The organism is Enterobacter sp. UPMP2061 (genome assembly GCF_053709615.1).
The window spans coordinates 189,570-210,483 of record NZ_JBSKJP010000004.1 but is presented as its reverse complement, the minus strand read 5'-3'; the positions used below and the strand labels follow the sequence as shown (position 1 = coordinate 210,483).

Below are 20,914 nucleotides of genomic sequence, written 5' to 3'. Positions count from 1 at the left end.
ATATAGTTTAGATATATCAAATTGAGGGAAAAACATGCGACACGAACACGACGGCGGCGGACGCCGGCCACGATTTTTTGGTCATGGCGATTTGCGGCTGGTGATCCTGGATATCCTGACCCGCAACGCGAGCCATGGTTACGAGCTGATCAAAGAGATCGAAAACCTGACGCAGGGACATTACACGCCTAGCCCTGGCGTGATCTATCCGACGCTGGATTACTTGCAGGATCAGGCGCTTATCACCATTACCGAAGAAGAGAACGGCCGTAAGCGGATTGCGATTAACGCCGCCGGAGAACAGTGGCTGGATGACAACCGGGAACAGCTGGAGCAGATCCAGACGCGTATCAAGGCGCGCTCCGTCGGTTTCCAGCTGCGCAAAAACCCGCAGATGAAGCGGGCGCTGGATAACTTCAAAGCGGTTCTGGATCTGAAGGTTAATCAGGGAGAGCTCAGCGACGCGCAGTTGAAACAGATTATCGGCGTGATTGACCGCGCGGCGCTGGAGATCTCCCAGCTGGATTAAGCCAGCACGCCGTCGCTCACGCGGAACACGCGAACCAGCTCTTTCAGGTGCATCGCCTGTTCGTTAAGGGATGCCGCCGCCGCAACGGACTCCTCCACCAGCGCGGAGTTCTGCTGGGTGGTGGCGTCTATCAGGCCAATCGCGCTGTTGATCTGCGAGATGCCTTCCGTCTGTTCGTGGCTGGCCTGGCGAATCTCACGCAGGATTACGTCCATCTCCTCTACGTTGCCGACCATGCCGTTGATAAGCCCGCTGGCCTTCTCCACAAGGTTCATGCCGTCCTGCGTCTGGCTTGTGGAGCTTTCAATCAGCTGGCGGATCTCACTCGCAGATGTTGCACTTTTCTGCGCGAGCTGGCGTACCTCGCCCGCCACCACCGCAAAGCCACGACCATGCTCACCCGCGCGCGCTGCTTCGACCGCCGCATTCAGCGCCAGAATATTAGTCTGGAAGGCAATGGCGTCGATCAGGTCGATAATGTCGGACATCCTGTTCGATGTTTCGTTAATCAGGCGCATCTTGCTGGTGACCTGCTTCATCATCTCGCCGTTGTTTTTGACCACAGCAGCCGCATCGGCAGACAGGTTCGTCGCTTCTCCGGTGTGGGACGCGGTGTTCTTCACCGTAGCGGTGATCTGCTCCATCGACGCGGCCGTTTGTTCAACGGAACTGGCCTGCTCCTCCGTGCGGGCAGCCAGATCCTGGTTTCCCGCGACAATCTGCGCGGCGGCACTGGAGATGTTTTCCGATCCGGTTTGCACCTGCTGCACAATCTCCAGCAGGCGCGTTTTCATCTCCATCAGTGCGGTGAGTAGCAGTCCGGTTTCATCTTTACCGTGCGAGGTAATGCTGCCGGTGAGATCGCCATCGGCAATGGCCTCCGCAAAATTCACCGCGTCGTTCAGCGGTCGGGTAATGGATCGCACAATGAACCAGCCAGTCAGGCTGGCTGCCGCGACGCTGAAAAGCGTAATCAGGACCAGCAGGAGACGATTGGTGCGGAAATCGCCTTCCACCTGCTCGCCCGCACTCTGCATTTCATGGTCCTGGATCGCAATCAGCGCCTGCACTTTCGCTTTATAGGACTGTTGCAGATTCAGGGTGTTGGTCATCATTTCGTTTATCGCGCCCGCATGGTCGTTATTCTGCACGGCCTGCAAAATGCGGTAGCGCGAGTCAAGATATTGCTGGCGTACGCCGTGGATATCGGCCAGCACCTGTTGGGATTTTTTATCCTTGAGAGCGTTGTCCAGCTCGCTCAGGATTGCGGAGATGCGGTCGCTGATCGCCTTCAGACGCTGCTCTGATTGCGCCGTGTACGTCCCCTGTTCGTCCAGCAGCATGAGCTGCTGCGTGCTTATAAATTCCTGGAAGTTGTCGATTAACTGGTTCGCTTTTACCGTCGTTGGATAGTCGCTGGTAAGGATGGTTTGCATTCCATTGTTTGCCCGATTCAGGCTCATCAGAGACAAGCTTGCGCTGACGACCATCAGGACAATAAATAATCCAAACGCCAGAAATAATTTCGTGCCGATCTTTACGTCATGTATGAACATATTTACCCCATCGATGTGATTATTTCTCAGACGATCGCTGTTATCGACAGGAAACACGCTAACTTTATGACTTTGATCGTTTTTTTATTTTTCACTCTCAATGAATCTGGATTGTAACAATTAAAAACCGGGCGCTTTTTTTAGTTACTTAATATTTCATTAACAACATAACTTATTCTGAAAAACAAAAAAGCCGTTTACCCAGGAGGAATAAACGGCTTTATCGAAGCATGTATTTCTTAATGCAGCACGGTAACCGCATCTTCAAGGCGTCCGGCCCGGTGCTTAACCATCGCGGAAATCTGCGCGCTCTCTTCGACCAGGTCAGCATTTTTCTGCGTAATGCTGTCCAGCTCTGCCACGGCACGGGTCAGCTCTGTCAGGCCTGTCGCCTGCTCTGAGGTGGCGTGACTGATCTGCGCGATAAGCTGCGTGACGTTTTTCACCTGCTCGACAATATCATCCATGGTACGTCCCGCGGCGTGGACCTGATCGGCGCCCGACTGCACTTTGCTGGCGCTGGCGTCGATCAGCTTGCGAATATCGTTAGCCGCGTTCGCGCTGCGGCTGGCAAGATGACGCACTTCGCCCGCCACCACCGCAAAACCTTTCCCCTGCTCGCCTGCGCGTGCCGCCTCAACCGCGGCGTTCAGCGCCAGAATATTGGTCTGGAAGGCGATGTCATTGATAAGCGAGGTAATAGAGCCAATGCGCTGGGTACTGTCGGCAATGTCATCCATGGTTTTCACCACGGTCTGCATCACGGTGCCCCCCTGCGTGGCCGCGCTGCTGGCGGCCATCGATAGCTTGTCGACTTCGGCTGCGGTCTCAGAGTTACTCTGCACCGACGCCGCCATCTGGTTCATTGTTGCCACGGTCTGCTGCACGTTAGCCACGGTCTGGCGCGTGCGGTCGTTGAGATCTTCATTGCCCTGCGCCAGCCTGTCGCTGCCGTCGCGCACGCTCACCACCTGGCTGGAGACGTCGTTGATCAGCCAGCGGCACATCAGCCCCAGCTGTCCGACGGCCCGCAGCGTCAGCCCCAGTTCATCGCTGCGGTTAAGATGCTGCACGCTGTTACGCTCTCCGGTAGCGACCCTGAGCGCCTGCCGTGCGACGTTTTCCACCGGGCGGACAATCTGTTGCTCAAACACCAGGGTGCCAAGCAGCATCACCACGGCTGCCGCCGCCAGCGAAGCCCAGCCCGCGGCACTGGCAACCAGCGTTGCGGCCATCACCGCGAAAAGTACCGCCATTACGCTACGCACGCGCCAGCGCAGCGGCATCGCCGGTAGTTTGCCGAGCCAGCCTTTGCGCACCACCAGCCCTTTATGAATGCGTTTTTTGCAGCGTCCTTCGTTGAGCGCCTTATAAAGCGGCTCCACCGCGGCGACCTCGTCCTCGGTGGCGCGGGTACGAATGGACATATAGCCCGTCATCTGGCCGTTACGCACCATTGGTACCGCATTGGCGCGTACCCAATAGTGATCGCCATTTTTACGTCGGTTTTTGACAATCCCGCTCCAGGGTTCGCCCTTTTGCAGCGTGTACCACATGTCGGCAAAAGCCGCTTTCGGCATATCCGGATGACGCACAATGTTGTGCGGTTGCCCGAGCAGCTCCTGGAGCGTAAAGCCGCTCACTTGCACAAAGGTGTCGTTAGTGTGGGTCATGTAGCTGTGGAGGTCGGTGGTCGACATAAGCGTGGTGTCATCGTCCAGCGGATATTCATTCTGGGTGACATAGTCAGGAGAGGACATAGTGAGCATCCCTTGCAGGTTATTTGAATGTTAATTTTGTGGCTTATGTTTTTTCGGCGATAAAAAATTTATCTTTAGTTGTTAAATATGATTGAGATCGCAAATCTCGGTTAAACCGCACTTTTCGTACGTTTTTCTAATTAATTGATTTAAAATACTTTCGGCATGAAACTACCTACAAAGCATGATACCCCGGTGCACACTTAAGGCGCATTCCCTGCCCTGGAGCAGTGCAATTGACGACACCCCATCCCCGGCTCGTTATCCCTTATCCCGTGCGGCGCGCGATGGCATGATTAAATATTGTGCAACTTTGATTTCACCTGGCGTTTATCCCGATTTTTGTTAAGGCATCTGAGGTGGCGTAATCCCTGCAATACTTAACTCAGTATCATGTGATACGCGATCCCCGGGAGCATATTTTGAACAGGTTACCTTCCAGCGCCTCGGCTCTTGCCTGTACCGCGCACGCACTGAATCTCATTGAGAAGCGAACGCTTGATCATGAGGAGATGAAACAACTTAACCGTGAGGTCATTGATTACTTTAAGGAGCATGTGAATCCAGGTTTTCTGGAGTATCGCAAATCTGTTACCGCCGGCGGGGATTACGGAGCCGTAGAGTGGCAAGCGGGCAGTCTGAATACGCTTGTCGACACCCAGGGACAGGAGTTTATCGATTGCCTGGGGGGTTTTGGTATTTTCAACGTGGGGCACCGTAATCCAGTTGTGGTTTCCGCCGTACAGAATCAACTTGCGAAACAACCTCTCCATAGCCAGGAACTGCTCGATCCGCTTCGCGCCATGCTCGCGAAAACGCTGGCAGCCTTAACGCCCGGTAAGCTGAAATACAGCTTCTTCAGCAACAGCGGCACCGAATCGGTCGAAGCGGCGATTAAACTCGCCAAAGCGTACCAGTCGCCGCGCGGGAAATTTACCTTTATCGCCACCAGCGGCGCGTTCCACGGGAAATCCCTGGGCGCTCTGTCGGCGACCGCTAAATCTACCTTCCGCAAGCCGTTTATGCCGCTGCTGCCGGGCTTCCGCCACGTGCCGTTTGGCGACATCAACGCCATGCGCATCGTGCTGAGTGAATGCCGTAAAACCGGCGACGACGTGGCGGCGGTGATCCTGGAGCCGATTCAGGGTGAAGGCGGCGTGATCCTCCCGCCGCAGGGCTATCTGCCCGCCGTGCGTCAGCTGTGCGATGAGTTTGGCGCGCTGCTGATCTTCGACGAAGTGCAGACCGGGATGGGGCGCACCGGCAAGATGTTCGCCTGCGAGCACGAGAACGTTCAGCCGGACATTCTGTGCCTGGCGAAAGCGCTCGGTGGCGGCGTGATGCCGATTGGCGCAACGGTCGCCACTGAGGAGGTCTTCTCGGTGCTGTTCGATAACCCGTTCTTACATACCACCACCTTTGGCGGTAACCCGCTGGCCTGTGCGGCGGCGCTGGCCACCATCAACGTGCTGCTGGAGCAAAACCTGCCCGCGCAAGCGGAGCAGAAAGGCGACATGCTGCTGGACGGCTTCCGTCAGCTGGGCCGGGAATATCCGGATCTGGTACAGGATGCGCGCGGGAAAGGGATGCTGATGGCGATTGAGTTCGTTGATAACGAAACCGGTTATAGCTTCGCAAGCGAGATGTTCCGCCAGCGGGTACTGGTGGCGGGAACGCTTAACAACTCGAAAACCATCCGCATTGAGCCACCGTTGACGCTTACCATTGAGCAGTGTGAGCAGGTGCTGAAGGCGGCGCGTAAGGCGCTGGCGGCATTACATATTGCCGTAACATCCGCCTGAGCATTTATTTTTCCTGCCCTTTTAGCAGTATCAGGGCGATATGCAAAGAAATCCCTGGGATACGCCAGGGATTTCTTTATGCAGTCAGACTGAGGAATAATGTGCATAAGTGCAAACACGGTTCATCATATAAATTTAAAATATTTCTTTATGTAATATCAGATTGTAAAAGCAGCCGGATAATAACACCACCGCATTCCCAACGCATGTCCGAATAATGACAGCCGTAACGTCTTGCATTATTAACAAAACCACGATGACATTCATCGCAGACATTAATAAAACCGACCAGCGAATAGAAATGCGGTTCTGACGGCGTGCAATATCATTCAAACAAATAAATTATGAGTTAATTTTATATTTAGTAAAACTAATAAAACATCAACCCATTATCACATTGATATAATATTATTTAATCCGTAGAATCCCCTCATTCATCAGCGCAGTGGCGGATGATATAAAACCAGTAACAACGCCCTGGGTAAAAATAATATATTAATCTAAAAACATATCCTATACCACTGCCTCGAAAAAAGATTCACATGACATTGTGAATATATTATTTCAATTGACAGCATGATGTTTATCTAAAAAGGATTTGTATGAAAAAGCAAGTTATAGCAATGGCTGTTGCCGGCGCGCTGGCTGGTGGCATGGCAATTAATGCGCAGGCCGATACCGTTACCGTTTCCGGCGGGACCGTCAACTTTGTCGGCCAGGTGGTAAACGCCGCCTGTTCCGTCGCGGCTGACTCCGTAGACCAGACCGTTACCCTGAGCCAGGTGCGTACCGTCAAGCTGACAACGGTCGGCATGCAGGCCAACCAGAAAGAAGATTTTAAAATCGTTCTGGAAGATTGCGACGCCACCGTTAGCCAGAATGCCGCCGTGATCTTTAACGGCCAGCAGGACCCTGCTGTAAAAGGCAGCCTGGCGAACACCGCTGGCGCTGGCTCGGCCAAAAACGTTGCGCTGCAACTGTTCGGGCCGGACGGCCAGGCGCTGAACATTGGCGATACCTCCTCCAACGTTAAGCTGATCAACGGCGAAAACATCATCCCGCTGAGCGTGGATTACGTGGCCACAGGCGCGGCCGAGCCGGGCAACGTCTCCTCCGTCGCAACGTTCCAGATGGTTTATTCCTGATTCGTTAGCCGATCTCGCTTCTTCGCCTGCGGGCGGAGAAGCGTTGTCCGGCAAGCGTTAGAGAGTTCGCAATGCAGCAATCCATAAATCGGGCGCTGCTGATAGCCGGCACTGCGCTTTTTGCCGTATTGCCAGCCGCAGCAAAGGACGATGGAAGCGTGACCTTTCAGGGTCAGGTCGTCAATGCGGCCTGTTCCGTCAGCATGGATTCCCAGGATCAAATCGTGCATATGGGACAGGTACGCAATAGCCAGTTCATCGCCGCCGGTGACTGGGCCAAACCGGTACCCTTCTTCATCACGCTGGAAGCATGCGACACCAGCGTAAGCCAGCGCGCCGGGGTGCTGTTTAGCGGCGAGTCTGACGGCAACGATCCCCAGGTTTTTCGCGCGGGCTATGGGCCTGGCGCCGCCACCGGGATTGGTATCGGTCTATTCGATGCGATGGGGAACCTGGTAAAGCCAGACACCGCGCCCCCCTGGTACAGACCTTTGCAGGACGGTGAAAACCGGCTGAGCTATATCGCCAGGTATCGCGCTACCGAAGATAGCGTCAACGCTGGTACCGCGAACGCGCAGGTCTGGTTCATCGTTTTTTACCAATAACTGACTCACAGGCAAGAAGCCTGACACATGAGAAACTGAGGGAACAATGCGTATCATTACATCACGCTGTAAACTGACTCGTCTGATAGCTGGCGCGCTAACGGCTCTGTTCGCGATGGGGATGGCCGGTTCTGCCAGCGCAGGCGGTATCGCGCTCGGGGGAACCCGGGTGATTTATCCCCAGGGTGATAAGCAGGCTTCATTAGCCATTATTAACTCTTCAACGAATACCACTTTTTTAATTCAGAGCTGGGTGTCCAACGCCGAAGGGGCAAAATCAGCGGATTTTGTCATTACGCCGCCGCTGTTTGTTATCCATCCTAAAAAAGAGAATACCCTGCGTATTATGTACGTGGGCCCCGATCTGCCTGTCGATCGTGAAAGCGTTTTCTATCTGAACAGCAAAGCCATTCCTTCCGTCGAGAAAAATAAGCTTTCCGGTAATACGCTACAAATTGCCACCCAGAGCGTTATTAAACTTTTTATCCGGCCGAAAAAATTGCCGTCGCTCTCTATTGATGCGCCCAAAACATTAACCTGCTCAGTCACCAATGGAAAAGTCACTATTACCAATCCATCGCCTTATTACGTTTCGTTGGTTCAGTTTTTCGTCGGCAGCACGCATCTGGCAAATAACATGGTAGCGCCCAAAAATAACCTGGTGGTGGAGATCCCCGGTGGCGGCACTGGCAGCGTGAGGTTTCAGACCGTTAATGACTTTGGTGCCAACACGCCCGTTCAGTCATGCGCGAAATAAGTCGTATACGGCGTTACGTATGACGTTTTGTCATTAAAAGCCTCGCAGGTAAGGGAAGACATGAAGCGTGTTCAGCCACGAAGATTTAACGCGCTCGTCAGAGCGTCGCTAACGCCGCTGGCGTTGACGATTGCGGGACTCCTTTCGTCCATCACCGTGCGCGCGGAGTATTTTTTTAACCCGGCATTTTTGTCGAGCGATCCTTCCGCCGTGGCGGATCTCTCCCGTTTTTCAACAAATGGCCAGGCGCCGGGCGTCTATCGCGTGGATCTCTGGCTGAATGGGACATTTGTCACCACCCGCGATATCAACTTTATCGCCAGAACCGTAACGGACGGAGCCGTACAGGGCGACGACACGGGGCTAATGGCCTGCCTGACGCCCAAAGCGTATGAAAACCTGGGCGTCAACGTTCAGGCATTCCCGGCGCTGGCCGCCGCGAAAGCCGACAGCTGCGTGGACATTGCCGCCATTATTCCGGCCGCTGCCACTCTCTTTAATTTCGAACAGCAGCGTCTGGAAATCAGCATTCCGCAGGCCGCATTACGCAACAACGCGCGCGGCTATATCCCGCCAGAGCAGTGGGATGAAGGTATTAACGCTCTGCTGCTGAACTATAACTTTAGCGGCTCATACAGCCGCGATCGCAGCGAAAACGGCACAACCCACAAAAGCTATTTCCTCGGCCTGAACAGCGGGGTGAATCTTGGTGCGTGGCGTCTGCGGGACTACTCGACGTGGAACTACTATAACAGCGACGAGAACCGCCATAGCGAATGGGAACATATCAACACCTATCTTGAGCGGACGGTGATTCCGCTAAAGGGCAGACTGACGGTGGGCGATAGCTATACCTCGTCGGAAATTTTCGACAGCCTTCCCTTTCGCGGCGCGCAGATCGCCTCGGACGACAACATGCTGCCAGACAGCATGAAAGGCTTTGCGCCCACCATTCGCGGAATTGCCAAAAGCAACGCGCAGGTCACCATCAAGCAGAACGGCTATAGTCTTTACCAGAGCTACGTTCCGCCCGGCGCCTTCGCCATTAACGATCTCTTCCCAACCTCCTCCAGCGGCGACCTCACGGTAGAAGTGAAGGAGACGGACGGCAGTATCTCCCGCTATTCCGTTCCTTACTCCGCCGTACCGCTCCTCCAGCGCGAAGGGCGGGTGAAGTATGCCCTGACGGCGGCACAGTACCGCAGCAATAACGGTCAGCAGGACGAGGTGAATTTTGCCCAGGGCACGCTGATTTGGGGGCTACCGCAGGGCGTAACCGTCTATGGCGGCTCACAGCTTTCCGGCGATTATCACGCGCTGGCTCTTGGCGCTGGCCTCAATATGGGCAACTTTGGCGCCGTCTCTTTCGACGTTACCCACGCGCGCAGTACGCTGGCCGACGACACCAGCCATACGGGGCAGTCTCTTCGTTTCCTGTATGCCAAATCCCTCAACAAGATGGGTACGAACTTCCAGCTGCTGGGCTACCGCTACTCCACGTCCGGGTTCTATAACCTGGATGAGACAACCTACACCCATATGCAGGGCTATACGGGCGATGCGGAGCAGGATGACGCGAATGAGGCCACGAACTGGCTGGACTACTACAACCTCAACTGGACTAAACGCGGCAAGCTTCAATTCAATATTTCGCAGCAGCTAGGCGGGCTCGGCTCGCTGTTCGTGACCGGAAGCCAGCAGAGCTACTGGCACACGGACGACAAAAACACGCTCGTCCAGGTGGGATACAGCGGTACCTGGGCCGGGATCTCATACAGCCTGACCTACAACTACAACAAATCGCCGGGCATGTCGGATAGCGATGAGATTTATGCGATTAACCTTTCCTTCCCGCTTAGCCAGTGGCTTTCACCTGCCAATGACGTCAGCCAGAAGCGGAACTACGCCTATGCCACCTACGGCATGAGCGCCAATAAACATGGAGAAACATCTCAGAACGCGGGGATTAACGGCACGCTGCTGGCGGAGAACAACCTTAACTACAGCGTGCAGGAAGGTTATGCCAGCCAGGGGGCTGGCTCGCAAGGTTCCGCCAGTCTGGAATACGATGCCGCCTACGGCAACGCCAGCCTGGGCTACAACTACAGCGATAACGGCGATTATCGGGAAGTGACCTACGGCCTGAGCGGAGGCGTGGTAGCCCACCGCAACGGCATCACCTTAAGCCAGCCACTGGGTGATACCAACGTGCTGATTGCCGTACCGGGCGCAGCGGACGTCAGCGTCGAGAATGAACCCGGTATCCATACCGACGGACGCGGCTATGCGGTGGTGCCTTACGCCTCGGCCTACCATCTGAACAGGATGGCGCTGGACATTAACTCCCTCTCAGACGCCATGGATATCGATGATGCCGTCACCAGCGTGGTGCCGACCCACGGCGCCATCGTGCGCGCCACGTTTAACGCCCGTCTGGGCGCACGCGCGCTGGTAACGCTGCGCTACCACGGCAAGCCGGTGCCGTTTGGCGCCATGGTTTCCCGCGACGATAACGGCAGCGACACCATCGTAGGCGAAGAAGGCGAAACCTACCTCTCCGGCCTGAGCCAAAAGGGAGTGTTGAAGGCGCAATGGGGAGAAGGGGCGGATAAGCGCTGTACGGCCAACTACCACTTACCTGAAAGCAAACAGCCGCTGCTGCGGATCATCATGGAGTGTTCATAAATGAAATTAAGGATGATGCTTCTCTCTGCCGCTGGGCTACTTTTTTCGCTGAGCAGCCTGGCCGCAACGTGCAAAAACGCTAACGGCGGAATTTCCATGGTGAATTACGATCTGACCACCACGCTCACCACGGATCAAAACATCAAGGGCAACGGTACAGAGCTGAACCGAACCCAGGATATCCACGTCAACGCCACCTGTCCCCCAGGCAACTGGGAGAAGCGCACCTATCGTACCTATATCTCACCTTTCCCCGTGGTCAAAACGGAAGGCGAGTGGAAATATTTACAGCTTGATCCGGATTATATTATCGGTGCGATGAAAATCCATGATGCCACCATCGGCGATTTTTATCCGCCGGTGGAGTATGTCCACATGGGGGGGCACGAAGAGGTGGATACGGGCGGCGTCTTCCCGGTGAACGACAGCAATCTGACCTTCAAAATACAGATTGTCAGGCCGTTCATCGGCTCGGTCGTGATCCCGCCGAAACTGATGTTTAACGTCTATGTCACCACGACGGAAAATGACCGGCCCACCGTAATCGTTTATCAGATCACCTACAGCGGCGTAATAACCGTCCCGCAAAACTGCGTGATTAACGCCGGGCAAACCGTCACCGTCGATTTTGGGGCACTCTACCACGGCGATTTCACCCAGGCCGGACAGCGACCCGACAGCGTAGCGCCAAAAACCTTTACCGTGCCGATCGAATGCAACGCTGATGTCAACTCACCGGCGCAGCTCACCCTACGGGTACAGGGGACGGCAGACGCTCGTTTCGCCAACGCGCTGGCGACGGATAACCCGGACGTGGCCGTCGTCGTGACCAGCCCGCAGGGCGAGATCCTGCGGCCAAACGTGTTCTCAAGCAGCGTCCCCTTTACCACGGATATGTCAGGACGCGCGGACGTGACGCTGCAAGCCTACCCCATCAGCACCACCGGGCAGTCGCCAGAGCTGGGCGTCTTCAGGGCGCTGGCGCTGTTACGCATTGATTTCGCCTGAGGAAGCGTAATGACCATTTCATGGAAAAACACCGTATGGCTGAGCGTGGCCCTGTTAAACCCGCCGCTGGTGAAGGCTGACGACACAAGCTTTAACGTGCAGTTTATCGGCACCATCGTTGGGGAATCCTGTAACGTCGATACTAACAGCGCAGAGCAAACGATCGACCTGGGTGAATTTACGACAGAGGAATTTCCGCGCGTGGGCGCCACGACACCGGAAAAGCAGTTTGCCATCACGCTCAAAAACTGCACCCGCGCAATCGGCGGCACGACCGTCTGGTTTACCGGCGACGCGGACGCCAACGATCCCAAGCTGCTTGCCTTATCAGATACGGGAAAAGGGACGCAGCACATGATGGCGACCGGACTGGCAGTCGAGCTGCTCGACAGCGCGCGGGCGTCTGTCCCGATCAATAATACCGAGTCGCCGCTATATCCCCTGCTGCCGGGCGATAACACGCTGACCTTCTTCCTGCGCTATAAATCTACGCTGCCGACGGTCACCACCGGCAACGCCACCGCCGTGATGTATTTCGATCTGCTTTACCAGTAAGGAGACAGAATGACGATCCTGAACAGGTTATTTATCTGTTGCGCGCTGCTGTTGTCAGGCAAGACGCTCGCCCATGACGGCACGGTCTATATTACCGGCGTGGTGAAAGGCAAAACCTGTATTGTCTCCCCCGGCTCGGAACAGCTGGTAGTGGAGATGCATGATGTGGCGGCCCGCCAGCTGGCCGGGCAAAAAAACGAAACGCCCTATGAGCCGTTCACTATTAACCTTGAAGCCTGCGGCGCCGGGTTATCCGCCGTCAGCACCCATTTTGAAGGCACGCCGGACGGTAACAATAGCGATCTGCTGGCCCTGACCGGCGGGCCGGACTATGCAACCGGCGTGGCTATCGGCCTCTATAATCCTGATAAATCGCTGATCGCCATGGGGGATGAAAGCCTGCCGTTCGCGCTAAGCAATGACCAGACCACCCTGGCGCTGCATTTTTACGCCCGCTACCTCGCCGTGACGAACGCCGTTACGCCGGGGGTGGCTAACGCTGCCGCCACCTTTGTGCTGACCTATGCGTGAGGCCAGCCTGCTGAAAAAAGCGGAGATAGCCCTGCTGACCGCCGCGTCTTTCTGGCTCTTGCCCACTCAGGCCGGGGTGGTGATTGGCGGCACGCGGTTTGTTTATCCTCAGGATCAGCGCGCTATCAGCGTCACCGTGCGCAATAAGTCCTCGCTGCCGTATCTGATTGGCACAAAAATTTATCGCGGCGGCCGATGGCCGGGGGCGCAGCAGCCCCCCGAAGCGGCCACCGCGTGGTTTACCGCGACGCCGCCACTTTTTGCACTCCAGCCCGGACGTGAGAATAAGATCCGTCTGTTTCGCGCCGATGCGCCGCTTCCTGCCGATCGCGAAACGCTTTTCACGCTAAGCATTGCCTCCATTCCGGCCAGCCAGCGTCACAGCGATAACGTTCAGATGGCGGTACGTTCCAGCATGAAGTTTATCTATCGCCCGGAGGGGCTTCAGGGCGAACCGGCGCTGGCCTATCGTCAGCTACGCTGGCAGCTGACCGCCGACGGGCTGACGGTTGAAAACCCGTCGCCTTATTACGTCACGCTGTATCAGCTTTCCGTTAACGGAACGCGGGTGGATAACGCCGGCGTTATCGCCCCTCTGAGCCAGCGACAAACGGACTGGTGTAAAGGGACTGCCAGGTGCCAGCTCACCTGGCAGTCGCTGAGCGACGAGGGGCGGATATTGCCCTCGATCGCCCGCACGGTGAAATAATTGCTCGCGGGGGTATCCTGGCAGCGGACCGACACTAGCGGTGAAACTCCGCTACCGTCATGGTAAAGCGCAGCACTTTTTCTCCCTCATTGGCATAGCCGTGCGCCGCTTCCGTTTTCGCTACCGCCGACGCGCCAGCATTAACCTGTACCACCGTCTCGTCCACCGTCAGGGTTAATACGCCTTCGTTCACGTGCAGCAGCTCAAACGTTCCCGCCGGATGTCCCGGAGAGGTGAAAGTCTCTCCCGGATGCATCTCCCACTGCCACAGCTCAATCATGTCGGGGCCTGCGGTGCCTGCCAGCAATCTGGCATAACCGCCCTGTGCGCCCTGCCACAGAACCGGGATCGCCTCTTCCTGAATAATGTGTATCTGCGGCTCGCTGGAGACGTTAACGATGTCTGCCACCGAGACGCCAAGCGCGGCGGCCAGTTTGCACAGAATGGCAATGCTGGGGTTGGCAGCCCCTTTTTCGATCTCCACCAGCATGCCTTTGCTGACGCTGGCGCGGCGGGAAAGCTCGTCCAGCGACAGCTTTTTCTCTTTCCGCCAGCTGCGGATACGGTTCGCCACGGCCAGGCTTACCTGGGCAACATCGGCGCCCGCATCGGTCATTATATTGACTTTATCAGTCATTGGTCACTACCATGGTATAAAACAGTCAATACAGGATTATTTATGTCTCTTCTAACACCGTCAATAGATTCGCGACTTGTCGGGATCGCGCCCGGCTTTCGGGCGCTGAGCATTCTGGTTGAAGCTGCCCCGATTACCCAACCGGAGGTTGCGCCCGCTGCGCTGGCGCAGGCCTGCCAGCAGATGCTCAATGATGATGTGCCCTGGGCAGAAAATCATCTCGCCGCCTGGGATGAGGTGTTTAAAGCCTTTGGTGCAAAACCCAAACGTACGCCCTGCTCGGCCTCGGCCCTGCGCAAGCGCGTGATGAGAGACGGTTCGCTGCCGCCGCTCGACCCGGTGGTGGATATCTATAATGCCATCAGTATCCGCTACGCTATTCCGGTAGGGGGAGAAAATCTGGCGGCTTACTCGGGAGCGCCGCGCCTGACGCTGGCCGACGGCAGCGAGCCGTTTGATACCTTTAAAGAAGGTGAGCCGGTTGTAGAAAATCCGGAGCCAGGCGAAGTTATCTGGCGTGACGATCTCGGCGTCACCTGCCGCCGCTGGAACTGGCGACAGGGGGTACGCACGCGTCTGGACAGCCAGGCGCAATCCATGTGGTTTATTCTCGAAAGCCTGCCGTCGATGCCGCTGGCGGCATTACAGGAAGCTGGCGATGAGCTGGTGAGCAATCTGCAAAAGCTGATGCCGGGCGCGACGGCGCGTATTCAGTTGCTGGAGCTGGCGTGAACAACGCCGGGTGGCGCTTCGCTTACCCGGCCTACAAATACTGCATATGTAGGCCCGGTAAGCGCAGCGCCACCGGGCAAATACCGCACCATCTCGCCCCCGTAGGCCCGGTAAGCGCAGCGCCACCGGGCAAAGCCGCTACTCCGGCAACAACCCCACAAAACAGCGTTTTTTGCGCGGCTCTGACATCAGCTCTTCAAGCTTATCCACGCACGCCAGATAGTGTGGCGTTTGCTTATGCGCCAGCACCGCCGCTTCGTCTTTATAGGCTTCGTAGATAAAGAAGCGGGTTTTCACCCGCGGGTCCTGCAAGACATCAAAGCGCAGGTTGCCCGGCTCCTTGATCGCCCCCTCGTGGTTGGCGCGAAATACCTCCAGAAACTCGTCCACCCGCTCGGGCTTGATGTTGATCTCCACTAACGTCACGTTCATTTTGCTTCTCCCTGTTTCTCTTCCTGCCAGAACTGAAACGCCTCCCGGGCGCTCATGTTCTCGTGAACCACTTTCTTCACCGCTTTCAGCATGGCGAGTGGCGCGCTGGACTGGAAGATATTCCGCCCCATGTCCACGCCGGACGCCCCCTGGTCAATCGCCCGCCAGCACATCTCCAGCGCCTCGTGCTCGGGCAGCTTTTTGCCCCCGGCGATCACAATCGGCACCGGGCAGCTGGCGGTCACTTTTTCAAAGCCCTCGTCCACGTAGTAGGTTTTGACGAACTGCGCCCCCATTTCGGCCGCGATGCGGCTGGCCAGCGAGAAATAGCGCGCGTCGCGCGCCATCTCCTTGCCGACGCCCGTCACCGCCAGCGTCGGCATGCCGTAGCGCGCCCCCGCGTCCACCAGCTTGATGATGTTGTTGATCGACTGATGTTCAAACGGGCTTCCGATATACACCTGCGCCGCCACCGCGCAGACGTTCAGGCGCAGGGCGTCCTCCATCGCCACCGCCACGCACTCGTTGGACAGCTCGCCCAGAATCGAGTTACCGCCGGAGGCGCGCAGCACCACCGGTTTGTTCGTCGCGGCAGGTACCTGGCTCCTGAGGATGCCGCGGGTACACATCAGCACGTCGGTCTCACCAAACAGCGGCGCGATGGAGAGGTCGATACGCTCAAGACCGGTGGTCGGCCCCTGAAAGTAGCCGTGGTCAAAGGCCAGCATCACCGTGCGGTTGCTCTGCGGATTGAAGATGCGCGAAAGCCTCGACTGCATTCCCCAGTCCAGCGAGCCGCAGCCCTTCAGGGTGTACGGCACATTTTGCTGCGGCGTGCCGATGCCAAAATCCTTGCCGTCTTTGATGTCGTCTAAATCAGCCATTTGCTCCCCCGTCAGAAATCGTATTTGTTGATGTTCTCTTTGGTGAACACCACCCGCTCCGGCAGCAGCACAATGCCATTGCCCTTCGCCTCATACTGGTAGCCCTGCACGCTGTTCGGCTCGACCTTCAGCGTTCCGATATCTTTCACGTCGACGCTGTCGCCAGGGTTAAGATCGCCTTTTTTCAGTAAACGATCGGCGACATTGACCGCAATTTTGCCCTGTTGCACCACGTCCCACAGGCCGAAGGCTTTCACCGTGCCGCGCTCAACATATGGACGCATCACGTTCGGCGTGCTGAAGCCGACAATCGCCACCCCTTCCCGCTTCAGGTTTTCCGCCGCCTGTGCCGCGGCTGGCAGGGCGTTGGCGTCCGGGGCGATAATCGCATCCAGATCCGGATACGCTTTTAAGATCCCCTCGGCGGTTTGCAGGGATTTGGTGGCGTCGTTATAACCAAACTGGGTGGTGACGATCTGCCATTGGGGATGATCTTTCTCGATTTTTGCCTTCGCCTCTTTCACCCACTGGTTCTGGTCGGTAACGGTCGGGCTGGAGTAGAAGAACGCCACTTTCGCGTTCGGTTTGGTGACCTGCTTGCCTGCCATCTCCACCAGCAGGCCGCCGAGCTGTTCCGGCGTGCCCTGGTTGATATAGATGCTGCGGCATTCCGGTTTGGTGTCGGAGTCCCAGGTCAGGACCTTCACGCCACGCTGCATCGCGCGCTTCAGCGCCGGGCAGAGACCGTCCGGCGACACGGCAGAGACGATGATGGCGTTATAACCCTGGTTGACGAAGTTATTGATGAGCTGCACCTGGCCGGAGACGCTCGGCTCGGTCGGGCCGTCGTAGGTGACGTCCACGCCAAGATCTTTCCCCGCCTCTTTCGCGCCGTTGCCGCCGCTGGTGAAGAATCCCACGCCTACCAGTTTCGGGATAAAGGCAATGCGGTCCGCCGCCTGCGCCGAAGCGAAGCTGAGGGCCATTGCCAGGACGAATAGTTTTGTTTTCATCTTACGCTCCGGATAGTTTTCTGAAGAGAGAACGCACCCATTCGCGGTGCAGACTCAGCGAACGTCCCATCACCACCACAACCAGCAGCGCCCCTGACAGCGCGCTCGACACCTGGTTGGGGATGCCGACCATCTGTAAACCCTGTTGCAGGTACCCCACCAGCAACGCCGCCAGCGCCGTACCGACAACCGAACCTGACCCGCCGTAGATATTGGCCCCGCCGAGTACGGCGGCGGTGAGCGCGGGCATGAGTAAATCGCGCCCCAGATCCGAGCGCGCGGAACCGAAATAGGAAACCATCACCAGGGCGGCAACCGCCGAGGCTACCCCCACCAGGCCGTACAGCGCATACGGCATGCCGTTCACCGACAGCGCCGCATAGCGCGCCGCGCGCGGGTTCTGCCCAATCAAAAACAGATGCCGACCAAAGCGCCCGCGGTGGGTAATCAGCCAGAAGAAAGCGGTAATCACCGCGAACAGCACCAGCGGGATCGGCAGGCCCACCACCGTGAGGTTAGCGAACGCCGTGAAGCCATCCGGGAAGCCGCCGATCCCCTCGTAGCCCGTCGCCCCCGCCATGCCGGAGAGCAGCAGCGCCCCGCCGCCGTAGAGGTAGAGCGTGCCGAGGGTAATGACCAACGGGCTGATGCCGGTGTAGTGGATCAGCGCCGCATTCACCAGCCCGCACAGCAGGCCGAGCAGCAGCGTCAGAGGGATGGCAACCGCCATCGGCCACCCTGCCTGCATCATCACCCCCAGCGCGATGGCGCACAGGCCGATGGTTGAGCCGAGGGAAATATCGATCCCGCCGCTGATAATCACAAGCGTAAGCGGCAGCGCCACGATGCCAATGCAGATAAAGTCGCTGGTGCTGAACAGCAGCATGTTGATATCAAGCATGCGCGGGTTGATGGCGCCGAAGAGCAGGATCTCCAGCACCAGTAAAATCAGCAGCGCGCTTTCCCAGTTAAGCCTCATTTACGCCACCTCTTTTTTGCGTTTCGGAAACGGGGTAACGTGCTTTCCCCCTTTGTTACCCGGCTGGAAACGGCTGTATTTCAGCGCCCGCTGATGCCGTGAGAGCGCCTGACGCAGCCGCCCGTCGAGCACCAGCACACCCAGCAGCACCAGCCCGGCGATAAAGTCGTTCCACCACGCCGGGAGCCTGAACAGCACCAGCACGGTATCGATTTGGGTGAGGAAGAACGCGCCGAGTAAGGCGCCGACCAGCGTGCCGGTGCCGCCCAGCAGCGAGATGCCACCGAGCACGCAGGCGGCGATGGCCTTCATCTCCAGCCCGCTGCCGGTCTGGTTGGGCACAAAGCCAATCTGTGAGGCAAACACAATCCCGGCGCAGGCCGCCAGCATGCCGTTGAGGGTAAAGGCGATCATGCGGGTGCGGTTCACCGCCACGCCCAGCTGGCGCGCGGCGGCGAGGTTATCCCCCACGGCGTAAAAATCACGTCCAAAGGCGGTGCGCGACAGCGTCCACGCGCCGATGGCCGCGATAATCAACACCAGTATGCCGAGCGGCGAAATGCCGACGGCGGCGGGCTCAGAGAGAGATTTCAGCCCCGGCGGCAGCCCTTCTATCCACTTCCCGCCGGTCCACAGCAGCATCGCCCCACGATACAGCCCCAGCGTGCCGAGGGTGGCGACAATCGCCGGAATGCGCAGGCCCACCACCAGAAAACCGTTGAACGCCCCCGCCAGCGCGCCGAGCGACAGCGCGAAGAGAATGGAAACGGGCAGGCTGTAGCCGCCGTTCAGCGCCACGCCGACGGCAATAGCGGAAAGCCCGACGGTGGAGCCGACGGAGACGTCAATATTGCGGGTCAGCATCACCAGCGCCGCGCCGATAGCCAGCAGGATCAAGATCTGCGAGCTGGCGAATATCATCCCCAGCGTCTGTAAGCTCAGGTAGGACGGGTTCAGCGCCACCAGCACGGCAAAGAGCGCCAGAATGGCGAGAAATGCGCTCAGCTCGCGGTTTTTCAGTAAGATCTTCATGATTGCCCTCCAAACGCCAGCGCCATCATCCGGTCGAGGCTGACGGCCTGGCGCGGCAGCTCGCCGCTGAGTACGCCCTGGTGCATTACCAGCACCCGATCCGCGAGGCCGGGAAACTCATCGAGATCGCTTGAGATCATCAGCACCGCCACGTTCTGCGCCGCCACGCTTTTCAGCAGCTGATAAATATCAGCGCGCGCCGATACGTCCACGCCGCGCGTCGGTTCATCGACGATCAGCAGCAGCGGATTGGCCTCAAGACAGCGCGCCAGCAGCACCTTCTGCTGATTACCACCGGAGAGCGTGCGCACGGTTTGATCCGCATGGTTGAGCTTGATCCCCAGCGCCCGGTGATAGCGTTCCACTACCGCAGACTCCCGCTTTCGCTGCTGCCAGAGCGACGGCTCGTTTAGCGCCACGGTGTTCCAGCGGATCGGCGCGTCGAGAAACAGGCCGGACACCTGCCTGTCTTCCGGCAGATAGACCAGCCCTTTTTGCAGGCGTGAACTGACCGGATCGGCGGTGATCTCCTGGCTCTCCAGCCACACCCGCCCGCCGCGAACCGGACGCAGGCCGTAGAGCGTTTCGGCAAACTCGGTGCGCCCGGACCCCACCAGCCCGGCCAGACCGACAATCTCCCCGGCGTAAATCTCAAGGCTGAGATCGATAAAGCCCTCCCCGGTGAGCGCTTCCACGCGCAGCACGGGAAAATCCTGCGCCTGGGTGCGGCGGTTGCCCGGCAGCGCCAGCCACAGCTTTTGCGTATCGCTCAGGGATGCTTCCCGGCTTACAGGCGTCATGGCGGCGATCAGGGCGTTATCGTCAAAATGCGCAGTTTCGCCGCTGAGCACCACCGCGCCGTCGCGCATCACTGAGACGTGACTCGCCAGCTGTCGAATCTCCGGCAGCTTATGCGAGATAAAAACAATCCCGACGCCAAGATCCTGCAAGGCGCGGATCTGGCGAAACAGCCGTTCGGTTTCACCGGGCGTCAGCGAGGCCGTGGGTTCATCAAGGATCAGAATTCTGGCGTTGCGCATCAGCCCGCGCAGGATCTCCACCATCTGCTGGTCCGCCACCTCGAGGGTGCTGGCGGTAGCGTCGAGGTTAAGCTGGCATTGCAGCTGCCGGAGTTTTTCCGCCAGGCGTTTTTCCCGATCGCGCTCTCGCGGCAGACGAAACAGGATGTTTTCCCGCACCGTCAGGTTGGGAAATAGCAGCGGCTCCTGCGGCACCAGATAAATGCCTAACCTGTGCGCCTGCGCCGGGGTAAGCCGTGCAAAAGACTCACCCGCCACCGAAAGTTCACCGCTATCCGGGGTTTCTACCCCGGCGATGATCTTCATCAGCGTCGATTTTCCCGCGCCGTTACCGCCCATCAGCGCATGCACCTGCCCCGCAAGCAGCGTGAAATCAATGCCTTTTAAGACCGGTACGCCTGAAAACTGCTTGCTGATATCACGCGCGTCGAGAAGTGGTGTCATCATCGCTCCGCTATTGAACAAATGATTTTTAGATTTAATAATGTTCAAAAGCGTAGACGGTGAACTATATTTACAACCG

General features: G+C 57.5%; 20 protein-coding genes. 11 read left to right on the top strand and 9 right to left on the bottom strand.

Going from position 1 to position 20,914, the window contains the following annotated elements; genetic code table 11:
* Window positions 1-34: 34 nt before the first annotated feature.
* Entirely contained in the window at window positions 35-529 is a 495-nt protein-coding gene (locus ACWKXX_RS11580) for a PadR family transcriptional regulator (RefSeq protein WP_015571917.1), read from the top strand.
* Here ACWKXX_RS11580 and ACWKXX_RS11575 read toward each other — a convergent pair.
* Window positions 526-2,085 carry a methyl-accepting chemotaxis protein gene (locus tag ACWKXX_RS11575; protein ID WP_261665980.1) on the bottom strand — a complete coding sequence of 520 codons (1,560 nt, stop codon included), beginning with the start codon at window positions 2,083-2,085 and terminating at the stop codon, window positions 526-528. The two genes, ACWKXX_RS11580 and ACWKXX_RS11575, sit on opposite strands and share 4 nt — an antisense overlap.
* A gap of 239 nt (window positions 2,086-2,324) precedes the next feature.
* Window positions 2,325-3,845 carry a methyl-accepting chemotaxis protein gene (locus ACWKXX_RS11570; protein ID WP_047365709.1) on the bottom strand — a complete coding sequence of 507 codons (1,521 nt, stop codon included), beginning with the start codon at window positions 3,843-3,845 and terminating at the stop codon, window positions 2,325-2,327.
* A gap of 422 nt (window positions 3,846-4,267) precedes the next feature.
* On the opposite strand from ACWKXX_RS11570, the gene ygjG reads away from it, so the two are divergent.
* The 9 genes from ygjG (at window position 4,268) to ACWKXX_RS11525 (ending at window position 13,642) form a co-directional block, all read left to right on the top strand.
* Window positions 4,268-5,647: a putrescine aminotransferase gene (gene ygjG / locus ACWKXX_RS11565; protein ID WP_045327446.1), complete on the top strand. Its 1,380-nt coding sequence runs from the start codon at window positions 4,268-4,270 to the stop codon at window positions 5,645-5,647.
* Window positions 5,648-6,249: 602 nt separating this feature from the next.
* The gene (locus ACWKXX_RS11560; protein WP_045327444.1) at window positions 6,250-6,792 is read left to right on the top strand and encodes a fimbrial protein BcfA; all 543 of its coding nucleotides are present in this window, start codon (window positions 6,250-6,252) and stop codon (window positions 6,790-6,792) included.
* Between the two features lie 71 nt (window positions 6,793-6,863).
* The gene (locus tag ACWKXX_RS11555) at window positions 6,864-7,397 is read left to right on the top strand and encodes a fimbrial protein (RefSeq protein ID WP_017382406.1); all 534 of its coding nucleotides are present in this window, start codon (window positions 6,864-6,866) and stop codon (window positions 7,395-7,397) included.
* Window positions 7,398-7,443: 46 nt separating this feature from the next.
* Entirely contained in the window at window positions 7,444-8,154 is a 711-nt protein-coding gene (locus tag ACWKXX_RS11550; RefSeq protein ID WP_045336403.1) for a fimbria/pilus periplasmic chaperone, read from the top strand.
* A gap of 60 nt (window positions 8,155-8,214) precedes the next feature.
* Complete coding sequence (locus ACWKXX_RS11545) at window positions 8,215-10,839, top strand: fimbrial biogenesis usher protein (RefSeq protein WP_096205553.1); 2,625 nt, start codon at window positions 8,215-8,217, stop codon at window positions 10,837-10,839.
* Window positions 10,840-11,847 (top strand): fimbrial protein, encoded by a 1,008-nt coding sequence (locus ACWKXX_RS11540; protein WP_023295472.1) that lies wholly within the window; start codon window positions 10,840-10,842, stop codon window positions 11,845-11,847.
* A gap of 9 nt (window positions 11,848-11,856) precedes the next feature.
* Window positions 11,857-12,402 (top strand): fimbrial protein, encoded by a 546-nt coding sequence (locus ACWKXX_RS11535; protein WP_032649605.1) that lies wholly within the window; start codon window positions 11,857-11,859, stop codon window positions 12,400-12,402.
* A 9-nt stretch (window positions 12,403-12,411) separates the two neighbouring features.
* Window positions 12,412-12,933, top strand: coding sequence for a fimbrial protein (locus tag ACWKXX_RS11530; RefSeq protein WP_017692635.1), 522 nt, complete (start codon window positions 12,412-12,414; stop codon window positions 12,931-12,933).
* Entirely contained in the window at window positions 12,926-13,642 is a 717-nt protein-coding gene (locus tag ACWKXX_RS11525; protein ID WP_261665978.1) for a fimbria/pilus periplasmic chaperone, read from the top strand. Before ACWKXX_RS11530 ends, ACWKXX_RS11525 begins: the two co-directional genes overlap by 8 nt.
* Window positions 13,643-13,676: 34 nt before the next feature.
* Here the strand turns inward: ACWKXX_RS11525 and ACWKXX_RS11520 are convergent, their stop codons facing one another.
* Window positions 13,677-14,279 carry a helix-turn-helix domain-containing protein gene (locus ACWKXX_RS11520; RefSeq protein ID WP_023295474.1) on the bottom strand — a complete coding sequence of 201 codons (603 nt, stop codon included), beginning with the start codon at window positions 14,277-14,279 and terminating at the stop codon, window positions 13,677-13,679.
* A gap of 42 nt (window positions 14,280-14,321) precedes the next feature.
* On the opposite strand from ACWKXX_RS11520, the gene ACWKXX_RS11515 reads away from it, so the two are divergent.
* Window positions 14,322-15,011, top strand: coding sequence for a B3/B4 domain-containing protein (locus ACWKXX_RS11515; RefSeq protein ID WP_032649612.1), 690 nt, complete (start codon window positions 14,322-14,324; stop codon window positions 15,009-15,011).
* A 138-nt stretch (window positions 15,012-15,149) separates the two neighbouring features.
* On the opposite strand, the gene lsrG is transcribed toward ACWKXX_RS11515, so the two are convergent.
* From lsrG to lsrA, 6 genes are read right to left on the bottom strand one after another with little or no spacing between them, the layout of a single operon-like run.
* Window positions 15,150-15,443, bottom strand: a complete 294-nt coding sequence (gene lsrG, locus ACWKXX_RS11510) for a (4S)-4-hydroxy-5-phosphonooxypentane-2,3-dione isomerase (RefSeq protein ID WP_023295476.1) — start codon at window positions 15,441-15,443, stop codon at window positions 15,150-15,152.
* Window positions 15,440-16,327 (bottom strand): 3-hydroxy-5-phosphonooxypentane-2,4-dione thiolase, encoded by an 888-nt coding sequence (lsrF, locus tag ACWKXX_RS11505; protein WP_022649459.1) that lies wholly within the window; start codon window positions 16,325-16,327, stop codon window positions 15,440-15,442. The genes lsrG and lsrF overlap by 4 nt, the downstream gene beginning before the upstream one ends.
* 11 nt (window positions 16,328-16,338) lie before the next feature.
* Entirely contained in the window at window positions 16,339-17,340 is a 1,002-nt protein-coding gene (lsrB, locus tag ACWKXX_RS11500) for an autoinducer 2 ABC transporter substrate-binding protein LsrB (protein WP_015571929.1), read from the bottom strand.
* A 1-nt stretch (window position 17,341) separates the two neighbouring features.
* Window positions 17,342-18,319: an autoinducer 2 ABC transporter permease LsrD gene (gene lsrD, locus ACWKXX_RS11495; protein ID WP_032655179.1), complete on the bottom strand. Its 978-nt coding sequence runs from the start codon at window positions 18,317-18,319 to the stop codon at window positions 17,342-17,344.
* Window positions 18,320-19,351 (bottom strand): autoinducer 2 ABC transporter permease LsrC, encoded by a 1,032-nt coding sequence (gene lsrC / locus ACWKXX_RS11490; protein WP_032655182.1) that lies wholly within the window; start codon window positions 19,349-19,351, stop codon window positions 18,320-18,322. It abuts the gene before it with no gap.
* On the bottom strand, window positions 19,348-20,835 hold the full coding sequence (gene lsrA / locus ACWKXX_RS11485; protein WP_032655185.1) for an autoinducer 2 ABC transporter ATP-binding protein LsrA: 1,488 nt from the start codon (window positions 20,833-20,835) through the stop codon (window positions 19,348-19,350). The genes lsrC and lsrA overlap by 4 nt, the downstream gene beginning before the upstream one ends.
* Between the last annotated feature and the right edge of the window lie 79 nt (window positions 20,836-20,914).